The 24,531-nt window shown below is 66.3% G+C and carries 28 protein-coding genes; 13 read left to right on the forward strand and 15 right to left on the reverse strand.

The annotated features are described in order from the left end of the window. Window positions 1–79 precede the first annotated feature (79 nt). The 3 genes from C9412_RS06580 to C9412_RS06590 form a co-directional block, all read right to left on the reverse strand. Window positions 80–739 carry a glutathione S-transferase family protein gene (locus tag C9412_RS06580; protein ID WP_107231251.1) on the reverse strand — a complete coding sequence of 220 codons (660 nt, stop codon included), beginning with the start codon at window positions 737–739 and terminating at the stop codon, window positions 80–82. A gap of 154 nt (window positions 740–893) precedes the next feature. Then, window positions 894–1,436 (reverse strand): GNAT family N-acetyltransferase, encoded by a 543-nt coding sequence (locus tag C9412_RS06585; RefSeq protein ID WP_107230911.1) that lies wholly within the window; start codon window positions 1,434–1,436, stop codon window positions 894–896. 132 nt (window positions 1,437–1,568) lie between these two features. Next, window positions 1,569–2,411 carry a glycine zipper 2TM domain-containing protein gene (locus C9412_RS06590; RefSeq protein WP_107231252.1) on the reverse strand — a complete coding sequence of 281 codons (843 nt, stop codon included), beginning with the start codon at window positions 2,409–2,411 and terminating at the stop codon, window positions 1,569–1,571. 163 nt (window positions 2,412–2,574) lie between these two features. On the opposite strand from C9412_RS06590, the gene C9412_RS06595 reads away from it, so the two are divergent. Both C9412_RS06595 and C9412_RS06600 read left to right on the forward strand, forming a co-directional pair. Further along, window positions 2,575–2,790, forward strand: coding sequence for a DUF6116 family protein (locus C9412_RS06595; RefSeq protein WP_107230912.1), 216 nt, complete (start codon window positions 2,575–2,577; stop codon window positions 2,788–2,790). Continuing rightward, entirely contained in the window at window positions 2,787–3,560 is a 774-nt protein-coding gene (locus tag C9412_RS06600; protein ID WP_107230913.1) for a TatD family hydrolase, read from the forward strand. The genes C9412_RS06595 and C9412_RS06600 overlap by 4 nt, the downstream gene beginning before the upstream one ends. 142 nt (window positions 3,561–3,702) lie before the next feature. Here the strand turns inward: C9412_RS06600 and C9412_RS06605 are convergent, their stop codons facing one another. Beyond that, entirely contained in the window at window positions 3,703–4,530 is an 828-nt protein-coding gene (locus C9412_RS06605) for a tRNA threonylcarbamoyladenosine dehydratase (protein ID WP_107230914.1), read from the reverse strand. 80 nt (window positions 4,531–4,610) lie between these two features. Here C9412_RS06605 and C9412_RS06610 point away from each other — a divergent pair, with 80 nt between their 5' ends. Then, window positions 4,611–5,045 carry a cytochrome c gene (locus tag C9412_RS06610; protein ID WP_107230915.1) on the forward strand — a complete coding sequence of 145 codons (435 nt, stop codon included), beginning with the start codon at window positions 4,611–4,613 and terminating at the stop codon, window positions 5,043–5,045. A 136-nt stretch (window positions 5,046–5,181) separates the two neighbouring features. Then, window positions 5,182–5,679 carry a glycine zipper 2TM domain-containing protein gene (locus C9412_RS06615; RefSeq protein WP_057498272.1) on the forward strand — a complete coding sequence of 166 codons (498 nt, stop codon included), beginning with the start codon at window positions 5,182–5,184 and terminating at the stop codon, window positions 5,677–5,679. A gap of 73 nt (window positions 5,680–5,752) precedes the next feature. Here the strand turns inward: C9412_RS06615 and C9412_RS06620 are convergent, their stop codons facing one another. Then, window positions 5,753–5,962, reverse strand: coding sequence for a cold-shock protein (locus C9412_RS06620; RefSeq protein ID WP_057498273.1), 210 nt, complete (start codon window positions 5,960–5,962; stop codon window positions 5,753–5,755). 236 nt (window positions 5,963–6,198) lie between these two features. Here C9412_RS06620 and C9412_RS06625 point away from each other — a divergent pair, with 236 nt between their 5' ends. The 3 genes from C9412_RS06625 (at window position 6,199) to arsC (ending at window position 8,305) form a co-directional block, all read left to right on the forward strand. After that, complete coding sequence (locus tag C9412_RS06625) at window positions 6,199–6,684, forward strand: DUF456 domain-containing protein (RefSeq protein ID WP_057498274.1); 486 nt, start codon at window positions 6,199–6,201, stop codon at window positions 6,682–6,684. 119 nt (window positions 6,685–6,803) lie between these two features. Next, window positions 6,804–7,964 carry a phospholipase A gene (locus C9412_RS06630; protein WP_107230916.1) on the forward strand — a complete coding sequence of 387 codons (1,161 nt, stop codon included), beginning with the start codon at window positions 6,804–6,806 and terminating at the stop codon, window positions 7,962–7,964. Next, on the forward strand, window positions 7,964–8,305 hold the full coding sequence (gene arsC / locus C9412_RS06635) for an arsenate reductase (glutaredoxin) (RefSeq protein ID WP_107230917.1): 342 nt from the start codon (window positions 7,964–7,966) through the stop codon (window positions 8,303–8,305). The genes C9412_RS06630 and arsC overlap by 1 nt, the downstream gene beginning before the upstream one ends. 95 nt (window positions 8,306–8,400) lie before the next feature. Here arsC and C9412_RS06640 read toward each other — a convergent pair whose 3' ends face one another. The 3 genes from C9412_RS06640 to C9412_RS06650 form a co-directional block, all read right to left on the reverse strand. Then, complete coding sequence (locus tag C9412_RS06640) at window positions 8,401–9,036, reverse strand: glutathione S-transferase family protein (protein ID WP_107230918.1); 636 nt, start codon at window positions 9,034–9,036, stop codon at window positions 8,401–8,403. Window positions 9,037–9,094: 58 nt separating this feature from the next. Beyond that, window positions 9,095–9,433, reverse strand: a complete 339-nt coding sequence (locus C9412_RS06645) for a hypothetical protein (protein WP_107230919.1) — start codon at window positions 9,431–9,433, stop codon at window positions 9,095–9,097. 124 nt (window positions 9,434–9,557) lie between these two features. Further along, window positions 9,558–11,075 (reverse strand): fumarate hydratase, encoded by a 1,518-nt coding sequence (locus C9412_RS06650; protein ID WP_107230920.1) that lies wholly within the window; start codon window positions 11,073–11,075, stop codon window positions 9,558–9,560. Window positions 11,076–11,234: 159 nt separating this feature from the next. Here C9412_RS06650 and C9412_RS06655 point away from each other — a divergent pair, with 159 nt between their 5' ends. The 4 genes from C9412_RS06655 (at window position 11,235) to C9412_RS06670 (ending at window position 15,490) form a co-directional block, all read left to right on the forward strand. Then, on the forward strand, window positions 11,235–12,131 hold the full coding sequence (locus C9412_RS06655) for an RNA polymerase sigma-70 factor (RefSeq protein ID WP_107230921.1): 897 nt from the start codon (window positions 11,235–11,237) through the stop codon (window positions 12,129–12,131). A 36-nt stretch (window positions 12,132–12,167) separates the two neighbouring features. Then, a complete protein-coding gene (locus C9412_RS06660) occupies window positions 12,168–12,617 on the forward strand; it encodes a carboxymuconolactone decarboxylase family protein (RefSeq protein ID WP_053509636.1) in 450 nt (149 codons plus the stop codon). A gap of 159 nt (window positions 12,618–12,776) precedes the next feature. Further along, entirely contained in the window at window positions 12,777–14,630 is a 1,854-nt protein-coding gene (locus C9412_RS06665) for an ABC transporter ATP-binding protein (protein WP_107230922.1), read from the forward strand. 80 nt (window positions 14,631–14,710) lie between these two features. After that, window positions 14,711–15,490 carry a ferredoxin--NADP reductase gene (locus C9412_RS06670; protein ID WP_006455701.1) on the forward strand — a complete coding sequence of 260 codons (780 nt, stop codon included), beginning with the start codon at window positions 14,711–14,713 and terminating at the stop codon, window positions 15,488–15,490. 76 nt (window positions 15,491–15,566) lie between these two features. Here the strand turns inward: C9412_RS06670 and C9412_RS06675 are convergent, their stop codons facing one another. Continuing rightward, the gene (locus C9412_RS06675) at window positions 15,567–16,046 is read right to left on the reverse strand and encodes a glutathione peroxidase (protein WP_107230923.1); all 480 of its coding nucleotides are present in this window, start codon (window positions 16,044–16,046) and stop codon (window positions 15,567–15,569) included. Window positions 16,047–16,207: 161 nt separating this feature from the next. Here C9412_RS06675 and C9412_RS06680 point away from each other — a divergent pair, with 161 nt between their 5' ends. Beyond that, window positions 16,208–18,376, forward strand: coding sequence for a M3 family metallopeptidase (locus tag C9412_RS06680; protein ID WP_107230924.1), 2,169 nt, complete (start codon window positions 16,208–16,210; stop codon window positions 18,374–18,376). A 125-nt stretch (window positions 18,377–18,501) separates the two neighbouring features. Here C9412_RS06680 and C9412_RS06685 read toward each other — a convergent pair whose 3' ends face one another. The 4 genes from C9412_RS06685 to C9412_RS06700 form a co-directional block, all read right to left on the reverse strand. Beyond that, window positions 18,502–19,263, reverse strand: coding sequence for a hypothetical protein (locus tag C9412_RS06685; RefSeq protein WP_107230925.1), 762 nt, complete (start codon window positions 19,261–19,263; stop codon window positions 18,502–18,504). Between the two features lie 148 nt (window positions 19,264–19,411). Next, a complete protein-coding gene (gene cfa / locus C9412_RS06690; protein ID WP_107230926.1) occupies window positions 19,412–20,527 on the reverse strand; it encodes a cyclopropane fatty acyl phospholipid synthase in 1,116 nt (371 codons plus the stop codon). A gap of 19 nt (window positions 20,528–20,546) precedes the next feature. Further along, entirely contained in the window at window positions 20,547–21,428 is an 882-nt protein-coding gene (locus C9412_RS06695; RefSeq protein WP_107231253.1) for a DUF3298 and DUF4163 domain-containing protein, read from the reverse strand. A 37-nt stretch (window positions 21,429–21,465) separates the two neighbouring features. Then, window positions 21,466–21,768, reverse strand: a complete 303-nt coding sequence (locus C9412_RS06700) for a GNAT family N-acetyltransferase (protein ID WP_006455911.1) — start codon at window positions 21,766–21,768, stop codon at window positions 21,466–21,468. Between the two features lie 208 nt (window positions 21,769–21,976). Between C9412_RS06700 and C9412_RS20680 the strand changes: the two genes are divergently transcribed. Next, the gene (locus C9412_RS20680) at window positions 21,977–22,138 is read left to right on the forward strand and encodes a hypothetical protein (RefSeq protein WP_181358714.1); all 162 of its coding nucleotides are present in this window, start codon (window positions 21,977–21,979) and stop codon (window positions 22,136–22,138) included. A gap of 55 nt (window positions 22,139–22,193) precedes the next feature. Here C9412_RS20680 and C9412_RS06705 read toward each other — a convergent pair whose 3' ends face one another. Both C9412_RS06705 and C9412_RS06710 read right to left on the reverse strand, forming a co-directional pair. Beyond that, window positions 22,194–22,820, reverse strand: coding sequence for a rhomboid family intramembrane serine protease (locus C9412_RS06705; protein ID WP_107230927.1), 627 nt, complete (start codon window positions 22,818–22,820; stop codon window positions 22,194–22,196). Between the two features lie 7 nt (window positions 22,821–22,827). Beyond that, entirely contained in the window at window positions 22,828–24,393 is a 1,566-nt protein-coding gene (locus tag C9412_RS06710) for an oligopeptide:H+ symporter (RefSeq protein ID WP_107230928.1), read from the reverse strand. Window positions 24,394–24,531 lie beyond the last annotated feature (138 nt).

The following is a 24,531-nucleotide window of genomic DNA, read 5'->3' on the forward strand; positions in this document are numbered from 1 at the left end:
TTCTGCCGGGCATGGGGCCCTGCATCCGTAGCGTCGAGCTTGCTCGACTGCTCTGGAAACCCGTCGAGCAAGCTCGACGCTACGCGCGACCGTGCAGCCGTGCGCGCACCTCGGCGGTCACCGCCGGCATCGGCAGGAAGCGGGGCTGCGCACGTACGCGCTGCAGCCAGGCGCGCACTTCCGGGAACGGCTCCAGGCTGATGCCGCCCTCGTCCGCCACATCGGTGTAGGCGAACAGGGCAATGTCGGCGATACCGTAGCCGCTGCCGGTGAACCACGGCGCCTGGCGCAGGTGCTGCTCCATCACCGCCAGCGCGCTGGCGGCGCGTTCACGCAGGCGCGGCAGCTCGGCACGGCGCGGCGAATCGGCTGCGGTCCAGCCACGGATGAAGCGCGCCACGGCCACGCAGGGCTCATGCGTGTACTGCTCGAAGAACATCCAGCTCAGCGCCTGCGCACGCTCCCAGCCATCCACCGGCAGATACGGCGTGCCTTCGGCCAGCCAGAACAGGATCGCATTGGATTCGGTCAGCACGCGGCCGTCGTCGCGGACGATCAGCGGCACCTTGGCATTGGGATTCAGTGCCAGGAACTCGGCGGTGTGGGTCTGCCCGTGGGCGCTGTCGACCTCCACCCAGCGGTAGCGGCTGCCCAGCTGCTCCAGCAGCAGTCGGACCTTGTGGCAATTGCCCGAGACCGACATGCCATGCACCGTCAGCGAGACGCGCTCTTCCACCATTGCCTGCTCCATCGGATCCGGCCGGCGGCCGGCTGCACGCAGTCTGGCAAGCGTGCCGGTGAATGCCAAGCGCGGGTGCAGCATGGCGACACGGCAGTGCCGGCCGCTGGCCGGCAGCGATTGCCGGCCAGCGGCCGGCACTACCGGGCAACGCTCAGCGCACGCGCTGCCGCCATTGTTCGCGCGACTGGCCCCAGATCTGCATCGGCTTGTCGTTGTAGGGCGGCGGCAGCTCACCCATGCGCAGCAGCGTGCTGCCAAGCTTGCGCGCCACCGCCCGCGAGTTCTCGTTGTTCTCGGCGATGGTATGGATCACCTCGTCCCAGCCCAGCGTATCGAAGGCCCAGTCGATGGCGGCGACCGCCGCTTCCGGCGCATAGCCCCGGCCCCAGCTGGCATGACGGATGCCCCAACCCACTTCCGTCCCCGGCCAGTCCTGCGGCTGCCAGGGGCCCATCCGCCCGATCCAGTCGCCACTGGATTTCTCGATCACGCTGAACATCGAGAAGCCGAACAGCTGCCAGGCACCGGCCAGGCTGCAGAAACCGCGCCAGGCCACCGATGGCGGCTGCACCCCGCCCAGGGTGCGCATCGTTTCCTCGTCGGCACAGAAGGCCAGGTAGGGTTCGTAGTCCTCGCGCAGCAGCGGGCGCAGGATCAGCCGCTCGGTTTCCAGGCGCAGGTCGAAGATGCTCATGCCGACTCCATGTCGAAGGGGCCACCATGATGGTGGATTCCGTCGCCACAGGGATGAATGCCGGCGCGCACAACGAAACGGGCCGGCATGTGCCGGCCCGTTCGGTACTGCGTACTGCGCGCTGCGCCGGAATTACTGGCGCGTGGCGGCGGTCGCACCGGCGGCAGCGGTCTGCGTGACCAGCTGGCCGTCAACCACCGGCAGGCGATCGCTGGCCGGCTTGTTGTCCAGACGCACGGTCTTCTCGGCGCCGTCATAGCGGTAGGTCACGTTGTAACCCTTCACCACATCGTTGGTACCCATGGCAATGCGGGTGCCCGGCTTGCTGGCCATGCGCATCGTGCCGGTGGTGCCATCCTCGTTGCGGTAGGTCACGTTGTAGCCGGTGACGCGGCTCGACTCGGAGGTGGCCGTCTCGGTGTGGCACTGGCGCTCGGTACGGTTGACCACGCGGCCACCGACGTGGCGCTTGTCGATCTGGTTGCCGATCAGGCCACCAGCCACTGCACCGGCCGCGGTGGCGGCCTTCTTGCCGTTGCCGCCGCCGACCTGGTTGCCGAGCAGGCCACCGACCACCGCGCCGACCACGGTGCCGCCGACATTACCGTCGCGCTCAGGCAGGCGTTCCTGCACGGTCACGTCTTCGCAGACTTCGTGCGGGGTCTGGGTGGTGGAGGTCTCACGCACCGGATCGGTGCCGATCACGGTGGCATAGGCCTTCTGCTTCTCGGTGATCGGGTCGACCTTCAGCACGTCGGCATATTCCAGCCCACGCGGCGCGGACGGGTCCAGCATGTCACCACGGGCACCGTCGTCGCTGGCGTTGCCATCGACCAGGCGCGATTCGCCGTTGGGGGTTCCGGCGCTGATGGAATCGGGCGACGAACCGCCGCTCTTCATGAAGGCAGCGGTGGCGATGCCACCGACCAGCAGCGCGCCCGCTGCGACCAGGACAGTTGTTGTTGTACTTTTCATGACCTGCTCCTTGCGGACCATCCGCAACGTTCTCGACGCAGATTGCAGCATGCACTGCCTGAACGGAATCTCCACATTTCCTGCTCATTCCTGTAACCCATTCAGCATCGGGAAATGCTGGGCCCGTGGTAGCGTTTGCATATTCCCCACGAGGATTGCCGCCATGGCCAACCCGATGCTGCTGCCGGTTCTGCAATGGGCCCGCCGGCTGCGCTACCCCACCCTGTTCAAGCTGACCGCCGGCCTGTTCGTGCTGACCCTGTTCATCCCCGACCCGATTCCGTTCGTGGACGAACTGGTGCTGGGGTTCGGAACGCTGCTGCTGGCCAACTGGAAAAGCCGCAACACCGCGACGCCGCCCCCCCTGGAACAGCGTTGAGCGTGCTGGTCGACAGCCATTGCCACCTTGATGCCAGTGAGTTCGACCCTGACCGCGCGGCCGTGATCGCGCGCGCGCAGGCGGCCGGCGTCCATGCCCAGGTGGTGCCGGCAGTCACCGCCGCAAGCTGGCCGAAGCTGCGCGAGGTCTGCACACAGGCACCGGGGCTGTACCCGGCCTATGGCCTGCATCCGATGTTTCTGGCGGCGCATCGGCCCGAGCATCTGCCGCTGCTGCGCGAGTGGATCGAGCGCGAGCGCCCCTGTGCAATCGGCGAGTGCGGGCTGGACTTCTTCGTCGAGGGACTCGATGCGGACACCCAGCAGGCCTACTTCATCGGCCAGCTGGAACTGGCCCGTGAATTCGACCTGCCGGTGATCGTGCACGCGCGCCGCGCGGTGGATGCGGTAATCGCGGCGATCCGCCACATCGGCGGCCTGCGCGGCGTGGTGCACAGCTTTTCCGGCAGCCCGGAACAGGCCGCACAGCTGCACCGGCAGGGCTTCCTGCTCGGCCTGGGCGGCCCGTTGACCTACGAGCGCGCGCAACGGCTGCAGCGGCTGGTGCGGGAGATGCCGCTGGAACAGCTGCTGCTGGAGACCGATGCGCCGGACCAGCCCGACGCCGGCATCCGTGGCCAGCGCAACGAACCGGCGCGGCTGGCGGTCATCGCCGGCCACGTGGCCGCGCTGCGTGGGATGGAGCTGGAGGCGGTGGCGCACGCCACAACGGAGAATGCGCGGCGGCTGTTCGCGCTGCCGGCAATGTAACGGTGGGTGCCGACCTTGGTCGGCATGCTGCAGCCACTGCGGTGGACCCGATGCCGGCCAGCGGCCGGCACTACCGGCGATAGCCCCGGTTGGACGGTAGTGCCGGCCGCTGGCCGGCAACCCCGGGCGGGCGGCACCACCGTCATGCCTCGGCGTCGGCCTGGGCCACCTCAGCCTTCACCTTTTTCGGCTCCAGCAGCATCTCCAGCGCCTTGCCCACCGCAGCAAACGCGAAGGCGCCGGTGATGTGGGTGGCCGCACCGAGGCCGGCACCGCAATCCAGCTTCAGCGCGGCGTCGGCCCCCAGGTTCGGGCGCAGGCCACAGACACTGCCGTCGGCCTGGGGATACTTCACGTTCTCCAGCGAATACACCGCCGGCACGCCGAAATAGCGCTTGGCATTCTTCGGGAAATTGAACTCGCTGCGCAGCTTCTTGCGGATCAGCGCCAGCATGGCGTCATGCTCGGTGCGCGAGACATCGCGGATACGCACCAGGGTCGGGTCGGTGCGACCCCCGGCAGCCCCCACGGTCAACAGCGGCAGCTTGCGGCGGCGGCACCAGGCGATCGTCTCGACCTTGACCCGGAAGCTGTCGCAGGCATCGATCACCAGGTCGAAACCGCGGTCCAGCAGCTCGGCCATGTTGGAGACGGTCAGGAACGCCTGCACCGCGTCGACGCCGATATCCGGATTGATCGCACGGCAGCGCTCGGCCATCGCCTCGGCCTTGTTGCGGCCATAGTTGCCTTCCAGCGCGGGCAGTTGCCGGTTGGTGTTGGACACGCAGATATCGTCGGCATCGATCAGGGTCAGGTGGCCGACCGCCGAGCGCGCCAGCGCCTCCACCACCCACGAGCCGACCCCGCCCATGCCCACCACCGCCACGCGGCTGCCCTGCAGGCGCTCGAGCGCACCTACGCCATACAGCCGTTCGATGCCGGCGAAGCGTTGTTTGACCTGTTCGTTCATCCGGCTATTTTAACGTGCAGGCACGCGTGCCTACAGCGCGCCGGTACCAAACCCACCGTTGCACGACCGGAGAGCCCGCCATGAACGCCAGCCCGCCCCGCCGCCTGTCCTCCGCCCACCGCTATCTGTTCGTGCTGTGCCTGGGCCTGCTGATCGGCCTGGTCGCCACGGTGATGGTCGGGCGCGTGTTGCAGGCCCGCCGCGATCCGTTCCCGGACAGCCTGATGCAGGTGATGCAGCGGCAGTCGCAGCTGCTGCAGCAGGCTCAGCAGCAGAACCGCTGCAGCCTGGCCGACAGCGTTCCGCGCCTGCAGGCGCTGCGCCTGCTGTCCAACGACCTGGACCTGGCCTTTCCCGGGCTGAAGGACAGCGCGCAGTTCCAGCAGCATGCCAGCCGGCTGCGCGGCACCCTCAACGCTGCACTCGCTGCGCCACCCAGTGACTGCACCGCCCTGGCCAAGGTGGTGGAAACCGTGCAGAGCGACTGCCGGGCCTGCCATCAGGATTTCCGCTGAAGCGCATTCATCTTCCAGCCGGACTGTGCACGCGTGGTTGGCACCTCGTTCACGTTCAAAAGGGGACGATTCGTCCACCCTGCTGCATGACGCAGTACCACCCAACGCACCCGCCTTCACGGCCAGGAGACGCCCCATGAAGATCCAGCTCATCGCTGCCAGCGCCATCGCCACCCTTGCCCTGGCCGGCTGTGCCACCTCGCCCGGCTACGGCGGTGGCGGCTACAACAATGGCGGTTACAACTCGGGCGGTTACGGCAACAACGGCGGCTACAACCAGGGCCGCTGCGCCGACTGCGGCATCGTCACCCGCATCAACGTGGTGCCCTCGGGCCGTACCGCGCCCAGCGCGACCGGCGCGATCCTGGGCGGCATCGTCGGTGCCGTGGCCGGTCATGAGATCTCCGATCACACCGGTGGCAGCCGTGGCAACAAGAACATCGCCGCCGCCGCAGGCGCGGTCGGTGGTGCACTGGCCGGCAACCAGATCCAGAAGAACGTCACCAGCGACACCTACGACATCAGCGTGCGCATGGATGATGGCCGCACCATCGTGGTCAACCAGCGCGATCTGGCCGGCATCCGCGAGAACACCTACGTGCGCGTGGTCAACGGCAAGGTCATCCTGCGCTGATCGGCAACGGGCCACCGGTAAAGAAAAAGGCCCGCTTGCGCGGGCCTTTTCCGTTTGACGTGATGCAGCGCGATCAGGTCGGCTGCACGGCGTCGGCCTGCAGGCCCTTCTGGCCCTGCACGACGGTGAAGGTGACCTTCTGGCCTTCCTTCAGGCTCTTGAAGCCCTGGGTCTGGATGGCGCGGAAGTGCACGAACACGTCTTCGCCGTTTTCACGGCTGATGAAGCCGAAGCCCTTTGCATCGTTGAACCACTTGACGGTACCGGTCTCGCGTTCGGACATCTCACTAACTCCCTGATGACTCTCTCTTGTTGTTGGAAACGCCTGGTGGGCGGCTGACAAGCAAGGGGGAAGCGAGGTGTATCGATGCAGCGGATCGGGAAGATCTTGCTTCATCAGGCCACGATCCACGGTGACCTTGCCAAGCTCAGCGACTGCAACTTAACCCGACCAAAACGAAAAAGCAACTGGCAAAATCTTTCACTGTCAACCCCAAAACGACCACCATACGGACCAGCATGGGACTCTCATTCATCTTGTATCTGCTAGCGGTCATTTTTGTCCTCGTCGGTATCGCCGGGATCATCCTGCCGGCCCTGCCAGGCATCCCGCTGGTCTTCGTCGGCCTGCTGCTGGCCGCCTGGGCCGATGGCTTCGCGCATGTCGGCTGGCCCACCCTGGTGGCGCTGGGCGTGTTGACCCTGCTCTCGCTGCTGGTTGACGTGCTGGCCACCGTGGTCGGCGCCCAACGGGTCGGGGCCAGCCGCAAAGCCTTGTGGGGCACGTTCGTGGGCAGCATCGTCGGCCTGTTCTTCATGCCGATCGGGCTGTTCGCCGGGCCGCTGCTCGGCGCGCTGGCCGGCGAGTACTGGCATACCCGCGAACTGGGACGTTCGACCAAGGTCGGCCTGGCCACCTGGCTGGGCATCCTGCTGGGCCTGGCGCTGAAGCTGGCCGTGGTCATCGCGATGCTGGGCCTGTTTGCCTTCGCCTGGTTCCTGTAGCGGGCATCGCCTTCACGCCGCGCGCACGCCGTGCCCGTGCATAAACCGTGGGGGCTGGCCGCCATCCGGCGCAGTCGCCACACTGTGCGTTCCCCGTATTCACTGAAGGGCCTGCTGCAATGACCCTCCCCCCGCTGTTTCCCCGCCTCGCACCGCTGGCCGTGGCCCTGTCCCTGGCCAGCGCTACGGCGGCCGCCCAGGAATTCGCGCCCAGCGCCGAAGCCTCGCCGGCGGCGTGCGCGGCCATCACCACCGATGCGGCCCGCCTGGCCTGCTATGACCGTCAGTTCGGGCATACCCCGCAGGCCACGGCCGCCGCCGATGCAGCCGCCGAAGCCGCCGCCCAGGCCCGCCGCGAAGAACGCCAGACCGCACGCGTGAGCCAGGGTGAGGAAAAGCTGCGCGAGCGCGTCAGCGACCTGTTCCGCCCGGCCGCGCCGGACAGCGCGCTGGCCAATGCCGGCCGCGGCTCGCTGCTGGACAGCCGCTGGGAACTGGCCGAGGACTCCAAGCTGGGCCCGTTCCAGCTGCGCGCCTACAAGCCGGTGTACCTGTTGCCCGCGTTCTGGACCAGTGACCGCAACACCACGCCACACTCGCCGAACCCGGCCAATACGGTCACCACGCCGCAGGTGCTGGACAGCGCCGAATTGAAGTTCCAGATCAGTTTCAAGACCAAGATCGCCGAGAACCTGTTCGGCGACAACGGCGACATCTGGGCCGGCTACACCCAGAGCTCGCGCTGGCAGGCCTACAACGGAGAGGATTCGCGCCCGTTCCGCGAAACCAACTACGAGCCGGAAGTGATGATGGTGTTCCGCAACGGCTACTCGATCGGGGGCTGGCGCGGGCGCATGACCGGCATCGCGCTGAACCACCAGTCCAACGGCCGCGCCGACCCGCTGTCGCGCAGCTGGAACCGGGTGATGCTCAACATCGGCCTGGACCGCGAGAACTGGGCGCTGATGCTGCGCCCCTGGTACCGCATTCCGGAAACCCGCAGCGATGACAACAACCCGGACATCGAGGACTACATGGGCCGCGGTGATGCCACCCTGACGTGGAACCGCAACGGCCACGAGGTCTCGCTGATGGCGCGCCATTCGCTGCGCACCGGCAGCCGCTCGCACGGTGCGCTGCAACTGGACTATGGCTTCCCGATCAGCAACCTGCTGCGCGGCCACGTGCAGGTCTTCGATGGCTATGGCGAGAGCCTGATCGACTACAACCACAAGGCCACCTACGTGGGCGTGGGCGTGTCGCTGCTGGAGTGGTTCTGATGCAGGTGACGATCTGGCACAACCCGGCCTGCAGCAATTCGCGCGGCGCATTGAAGCTGATCCGCGACGCCGGCTTCGAACCGGTGGTGATCGACTATCTGGACAGTCCTCCCGACATCGCCACGCTGCGCCAGGTGCTGGCCGAATCGGGGTTGTCAGCGCATGAGCTGGTGCGCAGCAAGGAGCAACCGTTCGCCGAGCTGGGCCTGGTGGACGCCGATGAGGCCACCCTGTTGGCGGCCATGGCTGAACACCCGCGACTGATCAACCGTCCGGTGGTGCGCACCGCGCGCGGCACGCGCCTGTGCCGTCCCCCGGAAACGGTGCTGGAGCTGCTGTAACCCGCCCCGATCTGGTAGAGCCGAGCCATGCTCGGCTGCGGTCCGCGTGCAAGCCGTGAATGCAGCCGAGCATGGCTCGGCTCTACAGAACAGGCTTACAGCCAGTCGGTGATGCCTTCGCGGCGGTACACCTCGGCGAAGGCCGGGCGCGCCTTCATCGACGCGGCGTGCGCCTTCAGTACCGGCCAGGTGTCGCTGGGCTTGGGCATGTTGCGCGACCAGCGCATCAGCATCACCAGCATGTAGTCGACCACGCAGGGGGTTGCGCCCAGCAGGTAGGGGCCGTGGGTCTGCAGATGGGTGGCCACGTGCTGCCAGGCCGCTTCAAGGCGCTGCCGCGCCATTTCGCGGCTGGCGGCCACGTTCGCCTCGCCCGCCATCTCATGCGGATAGAACCAGGCCCGATAGGCCGGTTGCAGTGTATTGGCGCACCAGAACATCCAGCGGTAGGCATCACCCCGCTGTGGCGTGCCCAGCGCCGGCAACAGGCCAGCCTCCGGATGCCGGTCGGCCAGATACAGTGCGATGGCCGCCGCTTCGGTCAGCACCACGCCATCGATCATCAGCGTCGGCACCACGCCGGCCGGATTCAGCGCCAGGTACGCGGCCGCCTTGTGCTCCTGCGTATCGAAATCCAGCAGCACCAGTTCATGCGCGATGTCCAGTTCGATCAGCAGCCAATGCACCACCAGGGCGGCGGTACTGGGCGAGCCATACAGCGTGGTGCTCATGCGGCGGATCCTGCGCGGGTGGAGCGGCCGATTATGCGCCCACGCGGGCAATCGTTGCTCAGCCACAGCTGCTCATGCAGGAATCCCGGCGTTCACCACAGGACATCATCGGCGCGCGCATCGTGCAGTCATGCGCTTTCAGTTCGCAGGAACGACGCAACTCCGGGTTGTCCACGTCCTTGCAGCGCTTGTCCGGCGCCGGCACCACCTGCTGCTCGCAGCTGTTCTGGCGGCTGCCGATGGAATCATTCTGCGCCATGCAGCTGCGGTAGCTGGCCTGGCACTGCATGCGGCATTGCGCCGATGCGGAGAAGTCCGCGCCTTCGTACGACGCTGGGGTACTGCAGCCGGCCAGCGCCAGCAGCACGCCTACCACGATGAATCGATGCAGGGCCATGGCCACGTCCTGTGTGAGCGAATGCCGACCGTAGCAGAGCGATCGCTGCAGATTCGTTAACCCCCGCCCCAGATACAGCAACGGCGCCACGCGGGCGCCGTTGCCTGGAACAGAAGCGGAAGACTTACTCCACCACCACCGGAATCTTGCCGATGCGGGCCTGCCATTCGCGCGGGCCGGTCTTGTGCACCGATTCGCCGGTGGAGTCGACCGCCACGGTCACCGGCATGTCCTGCACGGTGAACTCGTAGATCGCTTCCATGCCCAGGTCCGCAAAGCCAACCACCTTGGCCGCCTTGATCGCCTTGGACACCAGGTAGGCCGAACCGCCGACCGCCATCAGATAGGCCGACTTGTTGTCACGGATCGCCTCGATGGCCGCCGGGCCGCGCTCGGCCTTGCCGACCATGCCCAGCAGGCCGGTCTGCTCCAGCACCTGGCGGGTGAACTTGTCCATGCGGGTGGCGGTGGTCGGACCGGCCGGGCCCACCACTTCGTCGCGCACCGGATCGACCGGACCGACGTAGTAGATGAAGCGGCCCTTCAGGTCGACCGGCAGTTGCTCGCCCTTGTTGAGCATGTCGACCATGCGCTTGTGCGCGGCGTCGCGGCCGGTCAGCAGCTTGCCGTTGAGCAGCAGGGTCTGGCCCGGCTTCCAGCTGGCCACGTCTTCCGGAGTGATCGTGTCCAGGTCCACACGGGTGCCCTTGGACGCGTCGTAGGTCAGCTTCGGCCAGTCTTCCAGCGACGGCGGGTCCAGCATCACCGGGCCGCTGCCGTCCAGGGTGAAGTGCGCATGGCGGGTGGCCGCGCAGTTCGGGATCATCGCCACCGGCAGGTTGGCCGCATGGGTCGGATAGTCGTTGATCTTGATGTCGAGCACGGTGGTCAGGCCACCCAGGCCCTGCGCACCGATGCCCAGCGCATTGACCTTCTCATACAGCTCCAGGCGCAGCTCTTCGATGCGGTTGGAGGCGCCACGGGCCTGCAGCTCGGTGATGTCGATCGGCTCCATCAGCGCTTCCTTGGCCAGCAGCATCGCCTTCTCGGCGGTGCCACCGATGCCGATGCCGAGCATGCCCGGCGGGCACCAGCCGGCGCCCATGGTCGGCACGGTCTTCAGCACCCAGTCGACGATGGAGTCGGACGGGTTGAGCATGGCGAACTTGGTCTTGGCTTCCGAGCCACCGCCCTTGGCGGCGACGATCACGTCGACCGTATTGCCCGGCACCACCTTGACGTTGACCACGCCCGGGGTGTTGTCCTTGGTGTTGATGCGCTTGCCGGCCGGATCAGCCAGCACCGAAGCGCGCAGCTTGTTGTCCGGGTGCAGGTAGGCACGGCGCACGCCTTCATTGGCCATGTCTTCCACGCCCATGGTGGCGTCGTCCCAGCGCACGTCCATGCCGATTTCCAGGAACACGGTGACGATGCCGGTGTCCTGGCAGATCGGACGGTGGCCTTCGGCGCACATCCGCGAATTGATCAGGATCTGGGCCATCGCTTCCTTCGCGGCCGGCGACTCCTCGCGCTCGTAGGCGGCGGCGAGGTTCTTGATGTAGTCGACCGGGTGGTAGTACGAGATGTACTGCAGCGCGTCGGCGATGGACTGGATGAGGTCTTCCTGCTTGATCGATGTCACGGCTTGCTCGCTTGCTCGAGGCTGGCGGGGGTAATCCGCCCATTTTACCCCCTCCGCCGACTGCGCGTAGATTCAGCGGGATCAGATCCCTTTCCAGCGGAAAGGGATCTGACCCCACCCCTCTGTCACGGTTCATTCCGGTCCGGCGTCCTGGTCAACATGAACATCGAAACCGCTTTCCAGACCCACCGCCCGCGCCTGATGGCGCTGGCCTACCGCCTGCTCGGCAGCCGCGCCGATGCCGAAGACGTGGTCCAGGACGCCTGGCTGCGCTGGTCCGGCGCCGACCCGGCCAGCGTCCGCGACGCCGAGGCGTGGCTGGTCACCACCACCACGCGGCTGGGGCTGGACCGCCTGCGCGCGGCCAGACGCGAGCGCGTGCACTACGTCGGCCCATGGCTGGCTGAGCCACTGGCGGTCACCCTCGAGGCCGATCCGGCCCCCGGCCCGGCCCAGCTGCACGCGCTGGCCGACGATGTCTCGGTCGCCTTCCTGACCCTGCTTGAGCAGCTCGGCCCTGAAGAGCGCGCCGCGTTCCTGCTGAAGGAAGCCTTCGACCACGACTATCGCGAGATTGCCGAGCTGATCGGCCACAGCGAGGCCAACTGCCGGCAGCTGGTGCACCGCGCGAAACAACGCCTGCAGTCCGGGCGGCCGCGCTTCAACGCCGATGCCAGTCAGCACCGGCAGCTGCTGGCGCGCTTCATGGAAGCCTCGCAGCGCGGCGACAGCGAAGCGATCCAGGCCCTGCTGCACGCCAACGCGCTGCTGGTCTCCGACGGTGGTGGCGTGGTTACCGCCGCGATCCGCCCGCTGCTGGGCGCCGAGCGCATCGGCCGCCTGTTCTGGGCGATCGCGCGCCGTGGCGCGGTGCATCCGGCGCAGCTGGGCTATGTCAACGGCGAGCCGGCAATCCTGCGCTTCATCGGTGATCGCCTGCACTCGGTCACCACCATCGAGGTGATCGATGGCCGCATCGCCAACGTCTACAGTGTGCTGAATCCGGAAAAGCTGCCGACGGTTGTCACGCGCGAGGGTGCTGCGGCGTCCTGGTAGTGAAAGGTGGCCATGGTGGCCGCCGTGGAGCCGAACATGTCCGACCACGCCTCTCCCCGCGTCCCGTACACCCGCCTGGCCGCCGAGGCCTTCAAGGGCCTGCTGGCCACCAGCAAGGCGGTGCATGACAGCTCGATCGACCCGACCCTGATGGAACTGCTGTTCCTGCGCGTGTCCCAGCTCAATGGCTGCGGCTACTGCATGGACATGCACGGCACCGCGCTGCGCAAGGGCGGTATAGAGCCGCGCAAGCTCGACACCCTGCCCGCGTGGCACGAAAGCCGCTTCTTCGATGCGCGCGAGCGCGCCGCGCTGGGCTGGGCCGAGGCGCTGACCCGGCTGACCGACGGCGCGCCGTCACAGGCCGCGTTCGATGCGCTGGCGCCGCACTTCGATGAGAAAGGCATCAGCGACCTGAGCATGGGCATTGCGGTGATCAATGCCTGGAACCGGTTGGGCGCCGGCCTGCTGCCGCCGCTGCCGTAACGGAGAGCGGGGTCGGATCCCTTCGCATGGCGAAGGGCTCTGACCCCGAGGCGCGGAGACGGGGTCAGAGCCCTTTGCGTGGCAAAGGGATCTGACCCCGGTGCTGCCGCACGGCTGCACTGACCCCTTCTGCACGGCCCGGGCGCGCACAATGCGCGCATGCCTGCCGCCTCCGAAAAAAAGCCCAGCCTGCGCCAGCGCTTCAGAGCGATGCGCAACCTGCCGCCGTTCCTGCGCATGGTCTGGCAGACCAGCCCCGCGCTCACCCTGGCCAGCCTGGGCCTGCGCCTGATCCGTGCGCTGCTGCCGGTGGCGATGCTGTACGTCGGCAAGCTGATCATCGACACCGCGCTGCACCTGAGCCAGCACGATGCCGGCTTCCCGCCGCTGGGCGAGGCGCTGTCCAGTGGCCTGCTCAATCCGCTGCTGGGCCTGTTGGCGCTGGAGTTCGGCCTGGCCATCGGCTCGGACCTGCTCGGCCGGCTGGTCAGCTATGCCGATGCGCTGCTCTCGGAACTGTTCGCCAACGTCACCAGCATCCGCTTGATGGAACATGCCGCCACGCTGGACCTGGAGGACTTCGAGGACCCGGACCTGCAGGACAAGCTGGACCGTGCTCGGCGCCAGACCATGGGCCGGATGAACCTGATGAGCCAGCTGTTCGGCCAGGTGCAGGATGCGATCACCGTGGCCAGCCTCGCCGTCGGCCTGCTGGTCTACGCACCGTGGCTGATCCTGCTGCTGGCGCTGGCGCTGGTGCCGGCCTTCATTGGTGAATCGCACTTCAACGCGGCCGGCTACAGCCTCAACTTCCAATGGACGCCCGAGCGCCGCCAGCTCGACTACCTGCGCCAGCTCGGCGCCAGCGTGGAAACGGCCAAGGAAGTGAAGATCTACAACCTGCACCGCTTCCTGGTGGAGCGTTACCGGCGCCTGTCGGTGGCGCTGTTCCAGGCCAACCGGGCGCTGGCCCGGCGCCGCGCGTTCTGGGGCACGCTGCTGGCTGCGCTGGGCACGCTGGGTTATTACACCGCCTACGCCTACATCGCCTGGCGCACGGTGCGCGGCGATTTCTCGATCGGTGACCTGACCTTCCTCGCCGGCAGCTTCCTGCGCCTGCGCCAGCTGCTGGAAGGCCTGCTGATCGGTTTTTCGCAGGTGGCCAGCCAGGCGCTGTATCTGGACGACCTGTTCTCGTTCTTCCAGATCGAGCCGGAGATCCACACCCGCGACGGCGCCGTACCGGTGCCGCAGCCGATCCGCCAGGGCTTCGTGTTCGAGAACGTCGGCTTCCGCTATCCCGATGCGGAACAGTGGGCGGTGCGCCATCTGGATTTCCAGCTGCATGCGGGCGAAGTGCTGGCCCTGGTGGGCGAGAACGGCGCCGGCAAGACCACCCTGGTCAAGCTGCTTGCGCGGCTGTACGAGCCGGATGAGGGCCGCATCCTGCTTGATGGCCGCGACCTGCGCGATTACGACCTGGACGACCTGCGCGCCAACCTCGGGGTGATCTTCCAGGACTTCGTGCGCTACAACCTCAGCGCCGGCGAGAACATCGGCGTCGGCCAGGTCGAGGCGATGGACGACCAGGCGCGTATCGCCGACGCCGCCCGGCGTGGCATGGCCGAGGAAGTGATCGACGCACTGCCCGGCGGCTACGACCAGCTGATCGGGCGCCGCTTCAAGCAGGGCGTGGACCTGTCCGGCGGCCAATGGCAGAAGATCGCCATCGCCCGCGCATGGATGCGCAATGCGCAGGTGATGATCCTGGATGAGCCCACTGCGGCGCTGGATGCACGCAGCGAGTTCGAGGTGTTCCAACGGTTCAGGGAGCTGGCGGATAATCGCACCGCTGTACTGATTTCCCACCGTTTTTCCTCGGTGCGCATGGCCGATCGCATCCTGGTGCTGGCCGATGGGCGGATCGAGGCCAGTGGCACCCACGCCCAGCTGATGGCCCAGGGCGGCCGCTACGCCGAGCTGTTCGAGCTGCAGGCGGCCGGTTACCGCTGAGAACGCCTCTCGTTCCGCCTAATGAGAACCTGTCTCATTTGAGATAGAATCACCCCCGACGACTTTCGATAGATACGCCCATGTCCTCCGCTTTCGGCGCCGAAACGGTGCTTGAGGTCCGTCACTGGACCGACGCCTACTTCAGCTTCACCCTTACCCGCGACAGCGGTTTCCGCTTCGAGAACGGCCAGTTCGTGATGATCGGCCTGGAAACCGAGGCGCGGCCGCTGCTGCGCGCCTATTCCATCGCCAGCGCCAACTGGGAAGAGCATCTGGAGTTCTTCAGCATCAAGGTGCAGGACGGCCCACTGACCTCGCGCCTGCAGCACATCAAGCCGGGCGACAAGGTGCTGGTCGGCAAGAAGCCCACCGGCACCCTGCTGATCAGCGACCTGCACCCGGGCAAGAACCTGTATCTGCTGGGCACCGGCACCGGGATGGCGCCGTGGCTGTCGGTGATCAAGGATCCGGAGACCTACGAGCGCTTCGAGAAGGTGATCCTGTGCCACGGCGTGCGCTACGAAAAGGACCTGGCCTACCGCGATTACTTCGAGAAGGAACTGCGTGAGCACGAGTTCCTCGGCGAGATGATCGGCGACAAGCTGCTGTACTACCCGGCCGTCACCCGCGAACCGTTTGCCAACCAGGGCCGCCTGACCTCGCTGATGGAAAGCGGCGAGATGCAGCGCACGCTCGGCCTGCCGGAGCTGAGCCCGGAGAACGACCGCGCGATGATCTGCGGCAGCCCGCAGATGCTGGCCGACCTGCGCTCGGTGCTCGACGCACGTGGCTTCCAGGTTTCGCCGCGCATCGGCCAGCCGGGCCACTACGTATTCGAGCGCGCTTTCGTCGAGAAATGATGCTGTAACGGTAGTGCCGGCCGCTGGCCGGCACTTCCTGGCACCACGGGGTTGCCGGCCAGCGGCCGGCACTACCTCACAGCAGCGCTTCGATCGCTCCGCGCAGCTGCTCCGGCTTGGTGGTGGGCGCATACCGCGACACCACCTGCCCCTGGCGGTCGACCAGGAACTTGCTGAAATTCCACTTGATGCGGGCGCTGCCCAGCAGGCCGCGCTTCTGGCGTGACAGCCAGGCCCACAGGGGATCGGCGCCCTCGCCGTTGACCTCGATCTTCTGCGACAGCGGGAAGCTGACCGGGTAATCCAGCGAGCAGAACTGGCGGATCTGCGCGGCATCGCCGGGCTCCTGTGCGCCGAACTGGTTGCAGGGAAAGCCGATCACCACCAGGCCGCGCTCGCGATAGTCCTGCCACAGCTGTTCCAGCCCGGTGTACTGCGGGGTGAAGCCACAGCGACTGGCGACATTGACCAGCAGCAGCGGATGGTCCTGGTACCGGACCAGGGCCTGCGGCTGGCCGTCCAGGTCACGGAAGCTGAAATCGTAGGCGGTGGTCATGGCGCTGGGCCCGGGGAGAGGACACCCGCATGGTACCGGGGTAGCCGCGTGCCCGGCAGCCACCCATGCGGCGGCGCTGCCAGCATGCCTTTTGACACAAGTGGGCGCGCGACCGGCCGGGTTACCCTCGGAACCTTGTTTGCCTTACCGGAGTTCCTACCTTGACCACTCGCCTTGCCCTTGCCGTGGCCATGTCCCTCGGCCTTGCCCTGCCCGCCTTCTCCGCCGGCGCGGCCACCCCGGCCGCCAGCACCGCCGCTCAGCAGGCCAATCCGTTCTTCGCCGAAAGCCCGCTGCCCCTGCACTTCCCGCAGTTCGACAAGATCAAGGACAGCGATTTCGCCCCGGCCTTCGACGCCGGCATGGCGCAGCAGCTGAAGGAAGTGGAAGCGATCGCCAACAACAAGGCCAAGCCGACCTTCGACAACACCATCATCGCCCTGGAAAAGAGCGGTGACGTCCTCGATCGCGCCACCACCGTGTTCTTCAGCCTGGTCGGCGCCGACACCAACGACACCCGCAAGAAGCTGCAGGCTGATTATTCGGCCAAGTTCGCCGCGCACAGCGATGCGATCGCGCTGAACGGCAAGCTGTTCGCGCGCATCCAGGCACTGTACGACACCCGCAATCAGCTGGGCCTGGACGCCGAGGGCGTGCGCCTGGTCGAGAAGTACTACGACAACTACGTGCGCGCCGGCGCCAAGCTGTCCGACGCCGACAAGGCCAAGCTGAAGGAAATGAACGCCGAGCTGGCCAACCTGGGCACCAAGTTCAGCCAGAACGTGCAGTCGGAAGTGAACGCTTCGGCGATCACCGTCGCCGACGTCAAGGAACTGGACGGCCTGTCCAAGGAGCAGATCGCGGCCGCTGCCGAAGCCGCCAAGGCCCGCGGCCAGGACGGCAAGTACGTGATCACCCTGCTCAACACCACCGGCCAGCCGCCGCTGACCAACCTGGCCAACCGTGCCCTGCGCCAGAAGATCTACGAAGCCTCGGTCAGCCGTGGCAGCCGTGGCGGTGAGTTCGACAACACCGCACTGGTCTCGCGCATCATGCAGCTGCGTGCCGACAAGGCCAAGCTGATGGGCTTCCCGAACTTCGCCGCCTACAACCTGACCAACCAGACCGCCAAGACCCCCGAAGCGGTCAATGCGATGCTGGGCAAGCTGGCCCCGGCTGCGGTGGCCAACGCCAAGCGTGAAGCCGCCGACCTGCAGGCGATGATCGACCAGGAGCAGAAGGCGGCCGGCAAGAAGACCTTCGCGCTGGAACCGTGGGACTGGGCCTTCTACAGCGAGAAGGTGCGCCAGGCCAAGTACAACTTCGACGAGTCGCAGCTCAAGCCGTACTTCGAAATGAAGAACGTGCTTGAGAACGGCGTGTTCCATGCCGCCAACCTGGAATTCGGCCTGACCTTCAAGCAGCGCACCGACCTGCCGGTCTACCACGATGACGTCACTGTCTACGATGTGTTCGACGCCGACGGCAGCCAGCTGGCGATCTTCATCTTCGACCCGTATGCGCGCGCCTCCAAGCGTGGCGGTGCGTGGATGAACTCCTACGTCTCGCAGTCCAAGCTGACCGGCTTCAAGCCGGTGGTGGCCAACCACCTGAACATCCCGAAGCCGCCGGCCGGCCAGCCGACCCTGCTGACCTGGGACGAGGTGAACACCACCTTCCACGAGTTCGGCCATGCCCTGCACGGCATGTTCTCCAACGTGAAGTACCCGTACTTCTCCGGCACCTCGGTGCCGCGTGACTTCGTCGAGTTCCCCTCGCAGGTCAACGAGATGTGGTCGGACAACCCGGTCATCCTGAAGAACTACGCCAAGCACTACCAGAATGGTTCGGCGATGCCGCAGGCACTGCTGGACAAGGTGCTGGCCGCGGCCAAGTTCAACCAGGGCTTCGCCACCACCGAGTACCTGGGTGCGGCCATGCTGGATCAGCGCTGGCACCAGATCGGCGCCGACCAGGTGCCGGCGGCCAAGGACGTGATGGCCTTCGAGCGTGCTGCGCTGGAGAAGGACGGCATCTACTACGCGCCGGTTCCGCCGCGCTACAAGACCCCGTACTTCAGCCACATCATGGGCGGCTACTCGGCCGGCTACTACGCCTACATCTGGTCGGAAGTGCTCGACGCCAACACCCAGAAGTGGTTCAAGGACAACGGTGGCCTGAGCCGCAAGAACGGCGACCACTTCCGCGCCACCCTGCTGTCCAAGGGCGGCAGCGTGGATGCCATGCAGCTGTTCCGCGATTTCGCCGGCCACGAGCCGCAGATCGAGCCGCTGCTGGAAAAGCGTGGCCTGACCGGCGCCGGCAACTGATCGCTGGCGCGGTAGCGTGAAACGAAAACCGCCCGGGAGACCGGGCGGTTTTTTTGTTGGATGGGGTCAGAGCCCATTTCCACGAAACGGGATCTGACCCCATCCACGCATGGCGTGGATGCGCTTCAGCGCCGGAACACGCGTTCCCACCATCGCTTCTGCGTGGCCGCTGCCGGAGCCGTATCGGCCGTGACCGGATCCTGGGTTTCCGCCATGAACTGCGCCAGCTGCGCTGCGGCGGCCTCCGCGTACAGCAACGCACCTTCCGGGGCGCAGTTGAGCAGATTGCTCATGCTGGTCGATGCGTTGAGGTCCATCGGATTCGGCTCGACCACCTCGCTTGCCTCCAGCAATCCGCATCCCTTGGCGATGGCATCGTCAACCACCGCCCAGAACACCGCCAGCCGTCCCTCCGAGAACAGTTCATCCAGCCGGGCGCGCAGGTCGCCATCGACCTCGTAGTCGGCGCGCATTCTCCGCAACTGGGCAAGGGTGATGAAGATGCCCCCGGCATAGTTTTCCGTCAGATGGCTGCCGCCTGCTGCGTCTGCCCACTGCGGCGGCACCAGTTGCCGCCAGTCCGCGAAATAGCGGGCAACCACCGGATCGTCGATGAAGAACGAGAGGGCGCTCCCGCGAAGATAGTGATGCCGGCGCAGGTGACCGGCCACGATCGCCAGGTACAAAGCGTGCCCCTTCTCGAAAGGCACTTCTGTACTGATCGAGCGAGCCTCGTCGATGCGTTCCTGCAGCTGCGCCATGTAGAACGGCTCGATCCGGAACTGCTGCTGCAACGCATTGACCAGAGTCGCGTCCTCCAGCGCACGAAAATAGATGTCACGGATCTCCGAATCCGCGATTGGATGGTAGGTGATGTCCCAACCCATACTGCAACGCCTTCAGGAATGCGGTGATCCCGCCGACCCGGCAGCTTAGCGTCGAGGACACCCATGCGGGGCGCCGAACGCGTAACACCCGCCACTGACGTCAATGCACGTCATATCTGGCCCGATCTGCCCCTGGCTCGGCGCCACCTCAGCGCGGCGCGACGTACCCGCCCGGCACGCCTTCCGGCGACAGCACCAGCTGCCACAGCTGCGCGTGCCGGCAGCGGAAGGTCGCCATCGATCCGGCCAGGTAGAACCGCCACATGCGCCGGAAATGCTCGTCATAACGGGCATCCAGCTGCGGCCAGGCCGCCTCCACATTCCGCCGCCAGGCCTGCAGGGTCAGATCGTAGTCGGTGCCGAAGTTGTGCCAGTCCTCCAGCACGAAGCGTCCTTCGAACGCCTTGCTGATCTGCAGCGCCGAAGGCAGCATCGAATTGGGGAAGATGTAGCGCGCGATCCACGGATCGGTGCGGTGCCGGGAGATGTTGGTGCCGATGGTGTGCAGCAGCAGCAGGCCACGCGGCGACAGGCAGCGCCGGGCCACCTCGAAGAAGCTGGCGTAGTTCTTGTCGCCGACATGCTCGAACATGCCGATCGAGAAGATCGCATCGAACGGCTCGTCCAGTTCGCGGTAGTCCTGCAGGCGGATCTCGATCGGCAGGCCGGCACACAGCTCGCGGGCGAAGTCGGCCTGCTCCTGCGAGATGGTCACGCCGACAGCGCTGACGCCATAGCGCTCGGCCGCGAACTTCAGCGCTTCGCCCCAGCCACAGCCGATGTCCAGCACGCGCTGGCCCGGGCGCAGCCCCAGCTTGCGGCAGACCAGGTCGAGCTTGGCCTCCTGCGCGGCGTCCAGATCGCCGGCACTGCGCCAGTAGCCACAGCTGTACACCAGGCGCTGGCCGAGCATGGCCTGGTAGAGATCATTGCCAAGATCGTAGTGGCGCCGGCCGACCTCGTAGCTGCCCTGCCCGGTCTGCAGGTTGAACAGCCGCGCTTTCAGCGCATCGGCCACTTCGCGCCAACCATGCACCCGTTCGTCCAGATGCGCCTGCATCAGGTGGACAAGGAATTCATCCAGGACGGTGGCATCCCACCAACCGTCCATGTAGCTCTCGCCGAGGCCGAGCGAGCCGTGTGCCATGACCCGCGCGAAGAAGCGCGGGTCATGCACCTGGATGTCCTGTGGCTGGGTGCCGCCGATGCGGACCCCGGCTTCGTGCAGCAGGCCGGCGACCCGCTCCTGCAACCCTGTATCCACCCCACGTCCTCCACTGCGATCAACCGCGTGCGAACAGCTCCACGTAGTCCTTGGCCACGTGCGGCAACACCACCGCCGCCGGTACGTCAGCGGTCTGGGTGCCGTCCGAGTATGGACCCACCTGGTACGGCGGGAACACAAAGCGCAGCGCGGTGATCTGCCCCTTGTCGTCGGTCAGCGGCTGGAACTGGCTGAAATTATCGGCCTGCGGGCCGGTCCCGTCGGCGATCATGCGCGAGGCATTGCGCAGCGATTCCTGCAGCTGGGCCGGGTCCATGTCTTCGCCACTGAGGCGGGTGGCCACGCGCTCGCGCAGCTGCTCGGCGACGAAATCACTGATCGCCTTCCAGCCCTTGGCATCGGGCACCAGCTTCTCGGCACTGAGCATCTGCTGCTGCTGCGGCAGCCACACGAAGCGCGCCACCAGCGGCTCGCCGTGGGCGCCACCGGTATAGCGGCTGCCATCGGCGCTGACCACCACCAGCTGCGGGGTTTCCAGCAGCTTCTCAAAGCTCAGCGACAGTTCGTAGGGCATGGTCGGCTTGTCATTGCCCAACCCATCCAGCGCCTGCTGCAGGTCGCTGCGTGCACTGGTGGCATAGCCCTGCAGCGCGCGCGCCAGCCCCGGGTAGCGATCGATGCCGGCCGGGTAGCTGATACCCACCACCTCACGCTCGTTGTTCTCGATCACGTCGCGCAGATCCAGCGGCGCTTCCGCGGCCGGTGCCGGATCGACCGCAGCGGTTTCGGCGGCCGGAGCCGCATCGGTCGCCGGTGCCGGTTCGCCCTGACGCTGGCACCCGGCCAGCACCAGCACACCCACCACGCCGGCCAGCACGCTGCCGTGCAGTGGCCGGTTGTTTCCAATCTTCATCGAAATCCCCTGTTCATGTTTGTCCATCATCGCCTGCCCTGGCTGAAGCGTGGCCCGCTGGCGCTCAGCCCACCAGCAGGTCGTGGTACTCCTCGTGCCGCTGCAGGAAGGCTTCGGCATAGGAACACGCCGGCACCACCTTGTACTTCTGTTCGCGGGCAAAACGCAGCGCGACGCGGGTCAACTCACCGGCAATGCCACGGCCGGCGATCGGCTCGGGCACTTCGGTGTGGGTGATGACCATGCGCCTGCGCTTGATCTGGTAGTCCAGTACCGCCAGCTGTCCTCGCACACGAGCGGTGAAGCGATGGTTGGCCAGGTCGTGCTCGACCTCGTAGGCCAGACCGGGGGGCGTGACCGAAGCCATGGAACTGTCTCCTGCGGCGACTGCGTGGATGGTGCGCAGCCGGGCGCCATGATCGCGTGAAGCCTGAACAGGGGCAAGTCCAGTCCGTTCACGTCACTTTTCGACCCTCAAGCTGGAGCCTGGGCGGCCGCTATCGCCTGTGGAGGGGTCTGCCTTGGCTGGCACGGCCCTTGCGAACGTTGATCACGTGCACCCCGCGGAGGCTTTCATGCACCCCAGCGACACCCATTCGGACACCGACCACGCCCTGCTCGAGGGGCTGCTGCAACTGGCAGTGGAAGGGCAGACCGAAGACCAGGATTTCCAGCGCATCGGCGAGGAAGTGTTCGCACGCCTGCTGGACACCTACGGCCAGCAGACCCGGGCCTGACCCGCAACCAGGCCCCTGCCCCGGGGTCGGATCCAGCGGATCCGACCCCAGCCCCTCAACCGCCGCCGAGGCGGAAGGTCGGGTTGGACAGTTCGCGCAGGAAGTGGCTGAAGATGCTCGGCTGCATGGCCAGCATGAAGATCACGCCGAACGCCGCGCCGGCCAGGTGCGCACTGTGGTTGATGCGGTCACCGCCACGCTTGTCCATCCAGATGCTGTAGCCGACATAGAACGCGGCGTAGATGATCGCCGGTGCCGGGATGAAGAACACCAGGATGATCGACCACGGCTTGATCAGGATGAAGGCGAACAGCACCGCCGACACCGCACCGGACGCACCCAGGCTGAGGTAGTTCGGGTTCTTCTGGTTCTTCAGGTAGCTGGGCAGGATCGAGACCAGCAGCGCGCCGATGTAGAACGCCGGGTAGGTCAGGTAGCTGCCGGTCAGCTGCACCATCACGCTCTCGATGAATCCCCCGAAGAAGAACAGGGTGATCATGTTGAAGATCAGGTGCGACCAGTCGGCATGGATGAAGCCATAGGTCACCAGCCGGTCGTACTGGCGGTGACGGTCGATGGCCGGCGGCCACAGGATCAGCCGGTCGGCCAGCTTGCGGTTGTTGAACGCCATCCAGGACAGGATGGCGGTGATGGCGATCAACAGCAGATTGACAGGGGTCATCTCAGGCTCAGGCGCTGCGGTAGTTGTCGACCATACGATAGCGTTTTGCATACCAACCGAACGCCAACGCCGCGATGAAGGCAAAGCCGGCGAAGAAGAACATCAGGAAGGCGGCCTCGCTGAGCCCGGTGCCGGCAATCTGGTGGGTCACCGCATCGTTGCGCACCGCCGCGTTGGACAGCAGCACCCACAGGTTGCCGATGGTGGTGGTCAGGTTCCAGAAGCTCATCACCACGCCCTTCATCGCCTGCGGCGCCTGGCTGTAGGCGAACTCCAGGCCGGTGGCCGAGACCAGCACCTCACCGAAGGTCAGCAGCGCATACGGCAGCATCTGCCAGAAGATCGACATGGCGTTGCCGCCATCCATGATCACCTGGATGCCACCGACCACGATCCAGGCCAGGCCGCTGAAGGCGATGCCGGCGGTCATGCGGCGCAGCGCGGTCGGCTCGAAGCCGAAGCGGCGCAGGGCCGGGTACAGCACCAGGTTGTTGAACGGGATCAGGATCATCACCAGCAGCGGGTTCAACGCCTGCATCTGCGAAGCGGTGAACCAGCTCGGCATCTGCATCTGCTGGCCCTGCAGCACCCAGGTCGAGGCCTTCTGGTCGAACAGCGAGAAGAACGGCGTGGTCAGCGCGAAGATCACCAGCACGCGCAGCACCGAGCGCACGCCTTCGACCGCCTCGGCCGGATGCTGGCCGCGGGCGCGGTCCAGCTGCAGCCAGGTGCCACCGCCGATGCCGGCCAGGATGGCCACCAGCGCCAGGCACAGGCAGATCACGATGCCCAGCGAACCGACCAGGCCGAACGAGGCCACCGCCAGCACCAGGCCGAGCGCGGCGATCACCAGGCCAGGACGGCCCTGGCCGGCCACGCGTGCAGTCAGCGCGGTGCGCACCACGTTGGCGAACGAATGCGGATCCTTCGGCGGCAGCGGCACCAGCACATAGCGCTTGCGGCCCAGCCAGAACACAAAGGTGGCCACGAACATCAGGATGCCCGGGATGCCGAACGCCCACTGCGGGCCCCAGTTCTTCAGCACCAGCGGAATCAGCAGCGAGGCGAACAGCGAGCCGAAGTTGATGATCCAGTAGAAGGCGTCGAAGACGATCTTGGCCAGGTGCTTGTTGCTCTGGTCGAACTGGTCGCCCATGAACGAAGCCACCAGCGGCTTGATGCCACCGGCGCCGAGCGCGATCAGGCCCAGGCCGAGGAAGAAGCCTTCGCGGCTGTTCTCGAACAGCGCCAGGCACAGATGGCCGGCACAGTAGACCAGGCTGAACCAGAGGATGGTGTGGTACTTGCCGAAGAACTTGTCGGCCAGCCAGCCACCGAGCAGCGGGAAGAAATACACGCCGATCATGAAGCTGTGCATGATGTCCTTGGCTTCACCGGCACGGCCTTCGGCTGTGATTTCCTGCAGCAGCAGCGAGGTGATCAGGAACTGCACCAGGATGTTGCGCATCCCGTAGAAGCTGAACCGTTCGCAGGCCTCATTGCCGATGATGTACGGGATCTGGCGCGGCATCTTTCCCTGGCCGGCGATGGGGGCGACTGCGTCGTGGCTCATCCTGTAAGGCATTCCTGCAAAGCGAAAGGCGCAAGATTACCGGAACCCGGGCTTGCGAGGCACGCTGCAGGGCTGCATGACAACGGTGGCAATCCATGGCAGGCGACCCCGACCCTGCCGGAAGTCACGGCACCTGCA

Origin of the sequence: Stenotrophomonas sp. Nf1, assembly GCF_003028475.1 — a bacterium.
In the GTDB taxonomy this organism is placed as follows: Bacteria; Pseudomonadota; Gammaproteobacteria; order Xanthomonadales; family Xanthomonadaceae; genus Stenotrophomonas.

Excerpts from the sequence above, each read along its gene's own strand:
- C9412_RS06585 (WP_107230911.1), bottom strand. The coding sequence starts at position 1,436 with ATGAGCATCTTCGACCTGCGCCTGGAAACCGAGCGGCTGATCCTGCGC.
- C9412_RS06640 (WP_107230918.1), bottom strand. The coding sequence starts at position 9,036 with ATGAGCACCACGCTGTATGGCTCGCCCAGTACCGCCGCCCTGGTGGTG.
- C9412_RS06675 (WP_107230923.1), bottom strand. The coding sequence starts at position 16,046 with ATGACCACCGCCTACGATTTCAGCTTCCGTGACCTGGACGGCCAGCCG.
- C9412_RS20680 (WP_181358714.1), top strand. The coding sequence starts at position 21,977 with ATGCACCCCAGCGACACCCATTCGGACACCGACCACGCCCTGCTCGAG.
- C9412_RS06710 (WP_107230928.1), bottom strand. The coding sequence starts at position 24,393 with ATGAGCCACGACGCAGTCGCCCCCATCGCCGGCCAGGGAAAGATGCCG.
- C9412_RS06590 (WP_107231252.1), bottom strand. The coding sequence starts at position 2,411 with ATGAAAAGTACAACAACAACTGTCCTGGTCGCAGCGGGCGCGCTGCTG.
- C9412_RS06695 (WP_107231253.1), bottom strand. The coding sequence starts at position 21,428 with ATGGACAAACATGAACAGGGGATTTCGATGAAGATTGGAAACAACCGG.
- C9412_RS06660 (WP_053509636.1), top strand. The coding sequence starts at position 12,168 with ATGTCCGACCACGCCTCTCCCCGCGTCCCGTACACCCGCCTGGCCGCC.
- C9412_RS06655 (WP_107230921.1), top strand. The coding sequence starts at position 11,235 with ATGAACATCGAAACCGCTTTCCAGACCCACCGCCCGCGCCTGATGGCG.
- C9412_RS06705 (WP_107230927.1), bottom strand. The coding sequence starts at position 22,820 with ATGACCCCTGTCAATCTGCTGTTGATCGCCATCACCGCCATCCTGTCC.
- C9412_RS06580 (WP_107231251.1), bottom strand. The coding sequence starts at position 739 with ATGGTGGAAGAGCGCGTCTCGCTGACGGTGCATGGCATGTCGGTCTCG.
- C9412_RS06700 (WP_006455911.1), bottom strand. The coding sequence starts at position 21,768 with ATGGCTTCGGTCACGCCCCCCGGTCTGGCCTACGAGGTCGAGCACGAC.
- arsC (WP_107230917.1), top strand. The coding sequence starts at position 7,964 with ATGCAGGTGACGATCTGGCACAACCCGGCCTGCAGCAATTCGCGCGGC.
- C9412_RS06625 (WP_057498274.1), top strand. The coding sequence starts at position 6,199 with ATGGGACTCTCATTCATCTTGTATCTGCTAGCGGTCATTTTTGTCCTC.
- C9412_RS06685 (WP_107230925.1), bottom strand. The coding sequence starts at position 19,263 with ATGGGTTGGGACATCACCTACCATCCAATCGCGGATTCGGAGATCCGT.
- C9412_RS06595 (WP_107230912.1), top strand. The coding sequence starts at position 2,575 with ATGGCCAACCCGATGCTGCTGCCGGTTCTGCAATGGGCCCGCCGGCTG.
- C9412_RS06630 (WP_107230916.1), top strand. The coding sequence starts at position 6,804 with ATGACCCTCCCCCCGCTGTTTCCCCGCCTCGCACCGCTGGCCGTGGCC.
- C9412_RS06615 (WP_057498272.1), top strand. The coding sequence starts at position 5,182 with ATGAAGATCCAGCTCATCGCTGCCAGCGCCATCGCCACCCTTGCCCTG.
- C9412_RS06645 (WP_107230919.1), bottom strand. The coding sequence starts at position 9,433 with ATGGCCCTGCATCGATTCATCGTGGTAGGCGTGCTGCTGGCGCTGGCC.
- C9412_RS06670 (WP_006455701.1), top strand. The coding sequence starts at position 14,711 with ATGTCCTCCGCTTTCGGCGCCGAAACGGTGCTTGAGGTCCGTCACTGG.
- C9412_RS06620 (WP_057498273.1), bottom strand. The coding sequence starts at position 5,962 with ATGTCCGAACGCGAGACCGGTACCGTCAAGTGGTTCAACGATGCAAAG.
- C9412_RS06610 (WP_107230915.1), top strand. The coding sequence starts at position 4,611 with ATGAACGCCAGCCCGCCCCGCCGCCTGTCCTCCGCCCACCGCTATCTG.
- C9412_RS06665 (WP_107230922.1), top strand. The coding sequence starts at position 12,777 with ATGCCTGCCGCCTCCGAAAAAAAGCCCAGCCTGCGCCAGCGCTTCAGA.
- C9412_RS06605 (WP_107230914.1), bottom strand. The coding sequence starts at position 4,530 with ATGAACGAACAGGTCAAACAACGCTTCGCCGGCATCGAACGGCTGTAT.